Genomic DNA, 12,618 nt, shown 5'->3' with positions numbered 1-12,618 from the left:
CATTGAGAAACCTTTTCATGCTCCCAGCCAAAACCATTCCCCAACACCACATCATCAGGCAAAGCCTGTGGGGAATGCTGTTGCTATGGCTGCCATTCACACTCAGCCACGCTCAAACCTCAGCCCAAGGCGATCAGGCCACCCGCGTCGACTTTGTCCATCGTATCACCGGCGAGAAAACCGTCTGGCATACCTCCGATACCTGGAACATGACTTATGTTCACAGCTATCGACGTGAGATCCGCTCCGTCTTGATCGAAGTCTCCGGTCGCCACGACCGCCTGCCATCCGACCTCGAAATCCGCATCAACGGCAAGCTCACCAAGCCTACCAACCAATGGCCGCAAGCCGATCAATCCACCGTTCTCGAGATCGATCCACGCGCCATCCTTTCCGGTCGCAATGAGATCTCTTTGCGCCTGCGCCAGATGGCCCTCGACATCAAAGAAACCCGCCTCGTCATCTCCGGCGCCTGGGTGCCCATGGTGCCCACCCTGGGCATGCTCAACGACCTCTTCGGCGACAAGGCCGCCTACGGTCCCCAACTCCACCTCTGCCTCCCCGGCTACCGACTGGAAGAAGATCTCAACGAAATCAAAACCCGCACCGCCGCCCTCGCCATCCAAGGAGCCGCCCTTCGCATGGGCAACACTTTGCCCGTTGTTCATTGGACCGAAAAGCCCTCCCATCTTAACGACACCCTGCTCATTGGCACCGTTGCCGAACTCGCCGACCTCCTGCAACCCGTCGAGATCGAGCGCGTCACCGGCCCTCGCCTCTTCTTCCGCGCCAGTCCCGTCTGCGGTCAGGGGTTCCTCCTTGTCGTCACCGGACGCAATGATGCCGAGGTGCTCGAAGCCGCCATCACCCTCGGCCTCGTCCACCAGCCGATGCCCTCAACCCCCGGCGCCACCATCCAGGGCCTGCGACTTCCCCAGGTTGCCGCCTATGTGAGACGCAGCCCCATCCTCCCCGGCACCATCACCAGCTTCAAAGACCTCGGCATCCTCACCACCGAACTCTCCATCCACAATCACTGGCATGCCAAATTCGACTTCCTCACCAGCGCCCTCGTCGCTGAAAACGATGGCAGCGACCGCAACGTTGAACTCGACCTTCTCCTCTCATTCCTCGGCGAAGCCCCACCTGACACCCATCTCGTCCTCGAACTCAACGGCGAAGTCATCCGCTATAACGGATCAAAGGACGGACAAGGCCAGCAAGCCCAGAGTCTTGCCCAAGGCAGTCTCCACTTCCACATTCCAGCCTCCCTCCTTAAACCCGGACTCAACCACGCCAACCTCAAGCTCGCCAACACCTCGGGCATCGTCAGCGACTGGAACCCACCCCATGTTTTGATCAGCCCAGAATCCCGCTTCACCGCCCCGCCCGCCTCGCGATTCCAGCCCGATACCAGCCTGCAAAACTTCGCCCGCGCCGCTTACCCGTTTGTCACCAATCCCGACGGCTCTGGCATCACCGTCGCCATCATGGGCCGCCGTCACGACCTGCTCCTGGCCACCTGGAACCTGCTCGCCAAGCTCAGTCAGGTCAGCAACACCCTTCTTCTTGAAACCCGCTTCACCCTCGGCCTTCCCACGAATGCCAAGAAAGTCATCGCCGTCTGCGACCGCAGCGACCTCCTCAACCTGCCTCCTGCCCTGTTTGGCAAACCATTAACCGACGACCTCCACAGCCGCTGGTCAAACGGCAGCCGTCCCACCGCCGTGGCTTTTGAAACCATCCCCGATGTCATCCCGCCGGTCTCAAAAACACCCAGCGACGACGGCCTCATCGTCGCCCTGCTCAAACCCTCCAGTCTCGAACAGGCCAACTGGCTCATTGTCAGCGGCCCCGACCGACCCGGTCTCGCCACCAAAGTCTCCGACTGGGTCAGCAGCCCTCTCTGGCAGCGCATGAGCGGACAAGTCTCCTGGATCAACCGCAGCACCGGAACCGTCGAGGTCATGCTTCCCACTCTCCCTGCTCATCTCGAACCCGGCCAGGACAAAGCGACCCAGACATCGCCTTCCCTCGCCCAAACGTCCCTCCCCAGCTGGACCCAAGGAATCCGCTACTCGTGGATCGCCATCGTCTTGGGCATCCTGTTCTTTTTCGCCCTGCTCGTCCACCGACTCGCCAATGCCGGCAATCGCAATTCATAAACACCACTTCATGCACCCGCAAACACCACTCCCCGCCTCTTCCCTCAGAAGAGCGTTGAGCTGCGTCCTGCTGCTTTTTCTCCTCTCCCTGCCGCTGCCCCTCAAGTCGCAAACCACCGCCCCGACCATCCCCTTCACCATGCAAATTCAATGGGATGTCTTCAAACGCCACTTCATCGATTCCGGTCGTGTTATCGACACCGTTAATCAAAACATCACCCATTCCGAAGGCCAGGGATACGGCATGTTGCTCGCCACCTATTTTCAGGATCCCGCCGCGTTTGAGTCCATCTGGAACTGGACCCAAAAAAATCTTCAAGTGCGCGAATCCGACCGCCTCTTCGCCTGGAGCTGGGGCATCCCATCTTCTGAGACCGAGACCAAAGCAGAGCCCAAAGTCCTCGACCCCAACAACGCCAGCGACGGCGACATCCTCATCGCCTGGGCGCTTTATCGTGCCTCCCGAATGTGGGGTAATCCTGCGTGGACCGAAGCCGCACACGCCATCATCAAAGACCTTCGCCAGCATATGATTGTGGTCGGTTTCGATGGCCGGCTCATCCTCCTGCCCGGGCAGGTCGGCTTCGTTGAAAAGAACTCCGTCATCACCAACCCCTCCTACTGGGTTTTTCCAGCCCTTCAGGAATTCGCCAGTCAGCCCGTCGATTCCGAAGTCTGGCAGCGACTCATCAACGACGGCATCAAGTGGCTCAACGACTGGCAGTTCGGCAAATTCAACCTCCCTCCCGACTGGGTGGAAATCGGCAAACCCATCACCCTTCCCGAACGCTACGAACCCGTCTTTGGTTACAACGCCATCCGCATCCCGCTCTACCTTCAATGGGCCGGTCTGCAAAACCAGACACCCGCCCTCAACCAGGCCCTGCGTGCGTCTTGGACCCAGTTCACCGAAGCCAACCTGCCCAGCAAAATCCACCTCAAAACCCATGAGGGTCACGACCCCGCCCTCCCCGGCATCCGCGCCATCTACGAACTCTCGCTGAATACCGGACGCGAACGCGATCCTGACCAATGGATCGTCGACCCCGCCGACGGCTACTATTCCGCCGCCCTCCTTCTGCTCGTCCGCATCGTCCATCAACAATCGCTTGTCCCATGACCTCCATCCCTCCCATCACACGGCACCAGCATCGGCATCTCGCGACCATCTCCCTCCTCGCCGCCACCCTGACTCAGAACGCCCGGGCTTTTGACCCCATTGCACCAACAACCGCCGCTCCTCAAATCGATCGCATCAACCGCGTTCACCGCCAGCCAACCACCGGGAACGAAACGCCCGAATCCACGTCGACCCCCATCGTTCCCAACATTAAAACTACCGTCGCCGCGCCTCCGCCTGCTCCCATCCACAGCCAGCAGCCCATGACCACCGTCATCGATGGTCGCACCTACTACGTCATCCCCGCCTCGCAAATTGCCGGCATGCCCGTCGGCGACAAACAATGGCTTCTGGTCGAAGCCAATCCCGGTGCCAACCCAGCTCCCGCACTCGCACCCGCTCCACAAAGAGCCCCGTCCGTTCCCACTCCCTCATCGTATCCGCAGCCGCAGCCACAATCACAGCCACAACCTCAACCATACACCATCGTCGAACCCGGCCTCTTCGCCGGCAATCTCCCTTACGCCGAAGAAGACCCCACCATGATCGGACAAGGCGACGGTTACCCCTCCAGTCTCCCCGAGCCGCCTCTCACCAGCGGCCCCCGTCCTCCTTTGCCCGCCGCACCCGTTACCCAACTACCCAACACCGGCCCCAGCTCGAACAGCGGCGTCACCTATCCCGACGCCCAAATGATCCCCGATCCCCAGATCACCGAAGCCCCCCTGCCCGCCATTCCGCCTCCGACCGCCACTCCCCTGCCCGTTCCGGTTGTCGACTACGGCCTCATGCTGCGTCAGGGCCGATTTGAAGAAGTCGCCAACAAAACCATGGAACTGCGCGATGCCGGACTCGCCTCCGCCCTAGGTTGGGCAAGCTACCGCCAGTCCGGTTACGACACCGCCTCCAGCTGGTTCGAACTTGCCATCGAATGGGACCCCGAACTCAACGAGGCCTACTACGGACTCGCCATGGCCGAGTTCTCCCGTGGTAATCTCGCCCAGGCCGAAGCCATCGCCCGACTCAAGCCCGACGCCGACCCTCGCATGTCCCAGCTCCTCGCCAACGTGCTCATCCAGAAAGCCGTGGCCGCCTCCAAGTCCAACCAATCGGGAGCCGCCGCACAATCCCTCGAAGAAGCCTCCGAAACCCGTCAACTCACCCGTGGTGAAGCCATGCTTTTCGCCTGGTCCAACCTGCGCGCCGGTCAAATCGAACGCGCCGCCATCTTATTCGAAAACCTCTACACCCAACGTGTCGACGAAGAAAGCGCCGAAGGCCTCTACGCCGCTCTCTCCCAACTTGCCCGCTGGAACCGTCTCAAGGAACTCGCCGACCGCTTCGGTGGCCCGCTCGAACAAGTTTATCAGACCCGCTACCTCGCCCCCGCCTACTTCAGTCAGGGCCGCATCCGCAAAGCCGTCGAACTCGATCCGCAAACCTACGGTATCTACACCGGCATCGATGCCCCCAGCATTCTCTTCGGTTTCGACGCCTCCACCCGCTCCGGTGAAACCACCGAACGCCAGACCGACGTCATCGGTGCCCCTCGCGTCATCGCCCGCATCCCCACCAAGGAAGGGTATTTCCAGGCCGACGTCATTCAATACTTCTGGGATGGCGGAGCCTTAATCTCCAATCCCAACAACAACGGCATCCTCGAAGCCGCCGGTCAAAGTTTCAGTGGTGTCGCCGCGCGCTTCACCTTTGAGTGGGAGTCGCTGTGGAATCCCTCCATCTCGTTTGGCGTGCTGCAAACCAACAGCAACGTCGAAACCAGCATCCTCGGTTCCGCCTCCATCAGCCGCGATCACGATGAAGGCAAATGGACACTCCGCGCGTTCGTCGACCCCGTCATGGAATCCTCCCTCTCCGCCGTCGGCTTTCGGGATGAAGTCAACCAGCTCTCCTGGGGCGGAGTCCGCGCCGCCGGGGTGCAGGGCGAACTCAGTCACTGGATCAACGAAAAAAGCCTCTTCACCGGCACCATCAAAGCCGCCAACTACTTCGGCACCAACGTGCCCGACAACGGCCACTTCGGACTCACCGCCTCCATCGTGCGCCCCATCAAGGTCAACGATTTCAGCTACTTCCGCGTCGGCCCCCTGCTCACCTACAGCACCTTCGCCCGCAACCTGAACCAATACACCTTTGGCCACGGCGGCTACTTCAGCCCGCAGAACCACGTGCAGGTTTTCCTCAAAGCCGACTTCATGTCCGAACTCGGCAAAGACGTCCTCTTCGGCGGCAGCATGGGGGCCGGATTTCAACGCGCCGATCAAGACTCCTCCTCCATCTTCCCCCTCGAAGGCGACTCCACCGGCACCTACCCCAGCACCACTGACAGCTCCTTTATTGGCTACATTTCCTTCCAGGGCACCTATCTGCTCGGTGACTCGTGGAGCTTGTGGGGAAACATGCTCGCCGCCCGCACCTCCAACTACGACGAACTGTCCATCTCGCTCGGACTCACCTACCACTTCGAAAAACGTCGCGCCCTCCACGTCCTCGACCTCACCCGACCCTGGCAATAAACAAATCAACTTTCTTAGCGCCGCGCCCCACTCGCTGCATGAACCCCGGAATCCCGCTTCATGTCCCATCTCAAACTCCGAACGGCCCTTAACGAAACCGACTACACCACGTCCCTGTCGTGGTCCGAAGACACTGGGCGACACCTGTTCCACCAGCTGGTCGACCTCGTCATCGACGAGTCGGTAAAGTGCCTAACCGACCTCAACCTCGCCTTCCAGAAGGGCAATCAGCACCAGGTCGACCATTCCATGTGCCGCCTGCGCAGCAGCTGTCTCGTCTATCAATCCGACCACATTCTTGAGACCAGCCGGCTCATTCAAAACCTCTTTCAATCCCAATCGACGCATCAACTTGATCTCGCCGTTCAGACCCTCACCAGCGCCGTTGATCGAATGATTCAAACCCTCCGAATCTACCAACGCGCCCAACCCACCCAATCTCATCCGCACCCCTCAGAACCCCCATCCCACGCCCCCTACGCCCGCCTTCCCTCTGCCCAGGGCCACATCTCCCCGCTCGTGCTGGTCGGTGAGGATCTCGTCGCGATGAAGCTCGTCGAGTTCGTTGCCCAACATCAAAGTCTCGACGTCATCCGCTTCTCGACCGCCTCTGCAGCACTCGATCACCTGCGCACCTGTAACCCCTCGCTGGTGGTCTTTGGTCTGATGCTTGGCGAAATGAAAGGCCTCGAATTCTGCCGCCAACTGCGGGCCACCGGCCTTCGCTCCCGCCACCATCTGCTCATCTTCACCACCGATTCCCGTGCCGCCAATCTCAACCGCATTCTCGATGTGGGGGCCGACGATTTCATCCTCAAACCCATCACTCCCGATCACCTCAACGTCCGCCTTCTCGTTGCCCAAAAAAGCATGGCCGCGATGCTGCAAACCCTGCGTCTCGAAAGTGAACTGCGCCGCCTCTCGATGCAGGACGGACTGACCGGACTCGGCAACCGCCGAGCCCTCGAACGATTCATCGAGAACCAGCAAAAGCGGCATCCCAGTCCCGACGCCATGCTCCAGGTCATGTTCATTGACCTCAACGATCTCAAACGCATCAACGACGTCCACGGTCACGTCACGGGCGACCATGCCATCCGCCACATCGCCAGCCTCGCCCGCAAACAGCTTCAGCATCAGTGGGAACTATTTCGAATCGGAGGCGACGAGTTCCTCGCCGTTTCCTCCTCCAACTCCTCCCAGTTCGCCGCCCAACAGTGCCAGTCATTTCGAATCACTCTGCAAGAAAGCCACCTCACCACCAATGCCGGTGTCTCGTTAAATGTGGCCGCCTCCATCGGACTCGCCTCCGTCCCGGTCCAGTCCTCCCTCGAACATCTTTTGCATCTGGCCGACGTCCAACTCTACCACGCCAAACGCACCAAACTCAAGCCCCTCCCCGAATTCAGCCCCATGATCTGATCACTTCCTGAGCGGCAACAACAACCGCAAACTATTCAAGCACACCACCACCGTGCTTCCCTCATGCGCAATCACCCCTGCCGTGAGATGCAACCAGCCACCTAGCGACGCCACCGAAGCAATAGCGATCGCCCCGAGCGCAATCGCGAGGTTCTGCCGAATCACCGCACGCGCCCTCAAGCTCAAATCGCGTGCCGTCACCAACCGGCCGATGTCGTCCTTCATCAACACCACGTCGCTCTGCTCCAGCGCCGCATCACTGCCGCGCGCGCCCATCGCCACACTCACATAAGCCGCCGCCAGACTCGGCGCGTCATTCACCCCATCCCCCACCATCGCCACCTTGCGCCCCTGTTTGGTGAACTCCTCCACCGCCTTCACCTTGTCCTCCGGACGCAACCCCGCCCGCACCTCATCCAACCCCAACTCGCGTGCAATCTCCTCCGCCGCGCCCGCCCTGTCACCCGTCAGCATCACTGTGCGCAAACCTTCCGCCTTCAATTCTTGCAGCACCCGCTTCGAGTCCTCACGAATCGTGTCCAACAACAAAATCCTGCCCAGCACCTCCGGACTCAACACCCACACCTCACTGAACCCCAACGGCGTCTCGGGCAACTCCTTCACCCACTTCGAAAAATCCCCATTCGCCATCAACTCCCGCCGTCCCACATAACAAACCTTGCCTCCCACCACCCCGCGTAGTCCTGCGCCGGTGATGCGCTGAAAGTCCACCACCTCCTGCAAATTCAAATCCTGCGCCTTGCCATAAGCCCCGATCGCCCTTGAAATCGGATGATTCGAACGACTGTCCAGCGCAAACGCGATCTCCCCCACCTCGACCTCCCGACCCGACGGAAAACTCTCCACCTTCGTCACCCGCAACTCCCCTTCCGTCAGCGTCCCGGTTTTGTCCATACAGACCACATCCACCTCCGCCAGTTTTTCAATCGCCGCGCCACCCCTGAACAAAATTCCGTGCCTCGCCCCCCAGGCAATTGCCGCCAGAATCGCCGATGGAATGCTCAACGCCAGTGCACAGGGAGACATCACCACCAGCAACGTCATCGCCCGGTAAAATGCACTACTCACTTCGCCCGCATTCACAAACGGAGGCAGCTTGAAACCCAACCACCACACAAAAAACATCAACGTCGTCAGCCCCAAAACCAGCCAGGTATACCGCGTCCCAAAGCGGTCCGTAAATCGCTCGCTCGGTGCCCGCAAATGCTGCGCGTTCTCGATCAATGCAATGATCTTTTGCAACGAACTCTGCGACGCAAACTTGTCCACCCGCACCGTCAGCGAACCCCACAAGTTCAATGTCCCGCTATACACCTGCTCCCCCTTGCCCTTGCCCACCGGCACCGATTCGCCCGTCAAGTTCGACTCATCCGCCGCCGACTCGCCCTCCATCACTGTCCCATCCACCGCAAACAACTCATCCGGTCGCAACGACAATAGATCCCCAATCTTCAATTCCGATACCAACCGCTCCTCCGTCCTCCCATTCGCCAGCAACACCCGCGCCTGACGCGGAGCCGCCTTCGTCAGCGCGTTGATCTCCCGATGCGTCCGATGCAACGCATAATGCTCCAACGCCCCTGACGTCGAAAACAAGAACAACAACAACGCCCCCTCCGTCCACGCCCCAATCGACATCGCCCCCAAGGCCACACACAACATCAAAAAGTGGATGTCCAACTGCCCCTTGCGCACCTTCTCCCAACTTTCCTTCGCCGCATCCCATCCCCCGGCCACCAGCGAGATCACAAACAAAACCACTGAAGGCCACGCCATCGGCAAAGTCTTCTGTAGCAACCATCCCGCCACCAACGCCACCCCGCAAATCCCCGCCTGGATCGCCAGCGTCTGCCACTCTTCACGACTCTGCTCCTCAATCTTCTCCGCCTCCGGCCATTGAAACTCCCGCCACTTCCACAATCTCGGTGCCGTCGGACAACTCGGTTTCTCCAACAACAACCCATCACCCGGCATCTTGCGCACCCCAAACACCACTTCGCCAGACCTCGGCAGTGAGAAACTCGGTAAATGCTTCCCGCCAAACTGCACATCCAATTCGCGCAACACCCGTTCCAGACGCACCTTCAACACCTCTTCATCCACCTTCCCCAGCGTCGCCACACTCACTTTGCGCCCATCCCGATCCAACAACACCGCCTCCACCCCCTGCTGCTCCATCAAAAACGCCGCCAGCCCATCGGCCCAGTCCACCGCCGGATCAAGCGATGCCTCATGCCGGGTGTTGGAACTCATGTCTTCAACATAGGAACCTCCTGACCGTTCACAAGTGATTGCACGTTTTCCACATGTAAAGATACTGAGACTCCCGCGCACGTCCGCCATTTGCCGACGCGATTCCCCCTTGCCATCCCCTCAAAACATCGCCACGAGTTCTTTTCCGCATGTCATCCACTTCTCCAGCGCCAGCCCACCCCCCTTTCTACCAACGCTCCGACAGCGAAACCTTCGAACCGCGTTTTCAATCATCCACCTCCACCAGCACCGAGCACCGCAGCCCTTTTCAAATCGACCGCGACCGAATCCTGCATAGTCCTGCCCTGCGCCGACTTCAGGGGAAAACCCAGGTCTTCCATTCATTCCTCATCGGCGAATACGACTTCTACCGCACCCGCCTCACCCACAGCCTGGAAGTCGCCCAAATCGGACGCTCCATCGTCCACTGGCTCAGCAAAACCAGCGACGCGAACATCACCATCGACTCCGATCTTGTCGAAGCCGCCTGCCTCGCCCACGACCTCGGCCATCCCCCCTTTGGCCACACCGGCGAGCGTGCGCTGCATCGACTGATGCAACCTTACGGAGGTTTTGAAGGTAACGCCCAAACCCTGCGACTCCTCACCAACACCCTCTTTGCCGAAAGCGGCGCAGGCATGAATCCCACGCGCGCCCTGCTCGATGCCATCCTCAAATACAAAACCCTTCAGCACGAAACTCCCAACTCCGAAAACCATTACCTCTACGACGAACAAGCCCCCATCCTCAACTTCGTCCTGCACGATCAACCCTTCCCCGATCACCTGCCACCCGGCAAACTCCGCAACCAATTCCGCAGCATCGAATGCCAGATCATGGACTGGGCCGACGACACCGCCTACTCCATCAACGACCTCGCCGACGCCATTCAAACCGGCTTCATCACCCTCCCCAAACTCGAAGCCTGGGCAGCCAATCAATCGCTCAACACCATCCAAAGCGATCACCTCGATTTCCTCCTCAAAGCCATGCGTGACCAACGCGTCGAATCCCGACTCGGCCGTTGCATTGGACAACACATTCGTGCCTGCACCCTCGCTCCCGACAACAATCATCTCAGTCGCTTCACCCAGCGCCACCAATGGAAGCTTGTCATCGACGAAACCGAACGCACCCGCGCTAAACTCAACAAACGCATCGCTGTTGAACTCGTCTTCAACACCCCCCAGCTCCACCAACTCGACTTCAAAGCCAGCACCGTTCTTGAACGTCTCTTCGAAGCCCTGCGCGACCGCTACATCGAGCGTCCGGCCAAACACAAACTGCAACTCCTCCCTGCCGACATCGCCGCCCCCATCGAACAAGCCGAAGACGAACGCACCCGTGCCCGCCTCATTTGCGACTGGCTCTCCAGCCTCACCGACCGCACCGCCCTTCGCACCCACCAACGCCTCTTCGACATCAACAGTCAGACGCTGAGCGAGATGCTCTAAGGCACCTCGCTGACCTTAAGCAGTCAAACCCTTCAACACCCCGGCGCTGTCGCCGAATTCCTTCACGTTCATCCCTGCTCCCTGCAGCATGCTGAGGAACAAATTGCACATCGGCGTGTCTTTCTCGGCCACCAGATGCTGACCCGTTTTCACCCCCGCGTTCCCACCACCGGCGAGGACCAGCGGAAGGTTGCGCGGATCATGTGCATTGCCATCCCGCATGCTTGACCCAAACAATAACATCGTGTTGTCCAGCAAGGTTCCTTCGCCTTCCTTGATCGACTTCATCCGATCCATCAAATAACTGAACTGCTCCACATGCCAGGTGCAGATCTTTTGATACTGCTCCAGCTTGTCCGCATGATTTTCGTGATGGGAGTTTTCATGGTGACTATGATTCACCCCCGGCAAAAACGTAAAACTTTTGCTGCTCACCGCCCAACCAAACATGAAGCTGCTCACCCGCGTGCTGTCGCTCCAGAAAGCCAGCGTCATCAGATCAAGCATCAGTCGCGAATGCTCCGTATGATCCAACCGCAGCCGACCACCGGGATCACTTTTGTCTTTCATCGCTGCAGCAATCCGCTTGTCCAAACGCGCCAATTCTTCCTGCGCCAAGGGATCAAGATTGTCCCCCTTCGCCACCCGCGCGATGTCCGCCTCAATGCGTTGCTCGACACTGCGAATGCTCTCCAAATACTCGTCCAACCGCTGTTGATCTTCCTGCCCCACCCGACCGCGCAACGACTTCGCATCCGACAACACCAAATCAAGGACACTCTTGTTCTCCATCGCTGATGCCTTGCGCTGATCCGCGTTTTCACGGAACAAACGGTCGAAAACAAATCGCGGATTGATCTCCGGCGGCAACGGCGTCGTCGGCGTTCTCCACGAAATATGCGAACCATACAACATCGTATAGTTCACGTTAAAATCCACCCCGGTCATCACCGGCTCCGTGCCCATCTCCAGCGAAGGGAATCTCGTATGATGCCCCATCTCGCGGGCAAAAAACTGGTCCATGCTCACCCCGCAACGCAGATCCTTGCCCGTCGTTTTCGCAATCGGCGTTCCCGTCAACCAGTTGGCCGTCTTCGCATAATGCCCGTCACCTTCGCGGCAGTTGTGATGCCCCAGGTTCGTCAGCACATTGATGTCACCGCGATGTTTCTCCAAAGGCTGCAAAATTGGTGACAGCTTAAAATCATGCCCTGCACCCTCTGGTGTCCATCTCTGTGGATGCACCCCATTCGGCATAAACACCACCCCCATCCGCACCGGAAAAGCCTGCGCCTGGGATTGCGCCGCTCTTGCCGTTGGAGCCATCGCATTCAAAAACGGCAAAGCAATCGTCGCTCCCATGCCCCGAAGCACAGAACGCCGGGACATCGGATCACGTCGGAAGAGAAGATTGGCCATTGTCTTATCTACGTAACCCAACCCAACGATATTTCCAATCACATTGCTCAGCAGAAGACAAGCGCGTCCTGGCCCGGCCTACGACGCAGTCGTCGTGGACTGCTGCGGCCTGCCGCCGCTGTAGGTGGGTGCAGCCTGCTGCGCCGCGGTCGGGACCATCAAACACGAACCGGCAGGCCGGTTCTGAAACAGCTGCGGCAAGCCGCAGCACTCCACAGCGCTATGCGCCG

General features: G+C 59.4%; 7 protein-coding genes. 5 read left to right on the top strand and 2 right to left on the bottom strand.

The genetic code is table 11. The features are described 5' to 3' along the window. Positions 1 to 17 precede the first annotated feature (17 nt). Genes FEM03_RS10470 through FEM03_RS10455 form a run of 4 tightly spaced genes read left to right on the top strand, consistent with a single transcriptional unit; the run spans position 18 to position 7,241 of the window. Positions 18 to 2,165 carry a cellulose biosynthesis cyclic di-GMP-binding regulatory protein BcsB gene (locus FEM03_RS10470; protein ID WP_138086203.1) on the top strand — a complete coding sequence of 716 codons (2,148 nt, stop codon included), beginning with the start codon at positions 18 to 20 and terminating at the stop codon, positions 2,163 to 2,165. Between the two features lie 10 nt (positions 2,166 to 2,175). After that, positions 2,176 to 3,285 (top strand): family 8 glycosyl hydrolase, encoded by a 1,110-nt coding sequence (locus tag FEM03_RS10465; protein WP_166442772.1) that lies wholly within the window; start codon positions 2,176 to 2,178, stop codon positions 3,283 to 3,285. Further along, positions 3,282 to 5,819 carry a cellulose synthase subunit BcsC-related outer membrane protein gene (locus tag FEM03_RS10460; RefSeq protein ID WP_166442771.1) on the top strand — a complete coding sequence of 846 codons (2,538 nt, stop codon included), beginning with the start codon at positions 3,282 to 3,284 and terminating at the stop codon, positions 5,817 to 5,819. The genes FEM03_RS10465 and FEM03_RS10460 overlap by 4 nt, the downstream gene beginning before the upstream one ends. 60 nt (positions 5,820 to 5,879) lie before the next feature. Further along, positions 5,880 to 7,241 carry a GGDEF domain-containing protein gene (locus FEM03_RS10455; RefSeq protein ID WP_138086200.1) on the top strand — a complete coding sequence of 454 codons (1,362 nt, stop codon included), beginning with the start codon at positions 5,880 to 5,882 and terminating at the stop codon, positions 7,239 to 7,241. On the opposite strand, the gene FEM03_RS10450 is transcribed toward FEM03_RS10455, so the two are convergent. Continuing rightward, complete coding sequence (locus FEM03_RS10450; protein WP_138086199.1) at positions 7,242 to 9,515, bottom strand: heavy metal translocating P-type ATPase; 2,274 nt, start codon at positions 9,513 to 9,515, stop codon at positions 7,242 to 7,244. 149 nt (positions 9,516 to 9,664) lie between these two features. On the opposite strand from FEM03_RS10450, the gene dgt reads away from it, so the two are divergent. Further along, positions 9,665 to 10,969: a dGTP triphosphohydrolase gene (gene dgt, locus FEM03_RS10445; RefSeq protein ID WP_138086198.1), complete on the top strand. Its 1,305-nt coding sequence runs from the start codon at positions 9,665 to 9,667 to the stop codon at positions 10,967 to 10,969. 15 nt (positions 10,970 to 10,984) lie between these two features. Here the strand turns inward: dgt and FEM03_RS10440 are convergent, their stop codons facing one another. Continuing rightward, entirely contained in the window at positions 10,985 to 12,388 is a 1,404-nt protein-coding gene (locus FEM03_RS10440) for a DUF1552 domain-containing protein (RefSeq protein ID WP_138086197.1), read from the bottom strand. Positions 12,389 to 12,618: the final 230 nt, after the last annotated feature.

This window comes from Phragmitibacter flavus (assembly GCF_005780165.1).
GTDB classification, from domain to species: Bacteria; Verrucomicrobiota; Verrucomicrobiia; order Verrucomicrobiales; family Verrucomicrobiaceae; genus Phragmitibacter; species Phragmitibacter flavus.
Note: the sequence above shows the minus strand (reverse complement) of the source record. Positions and strands in the feature narration are given on the sequence as shown.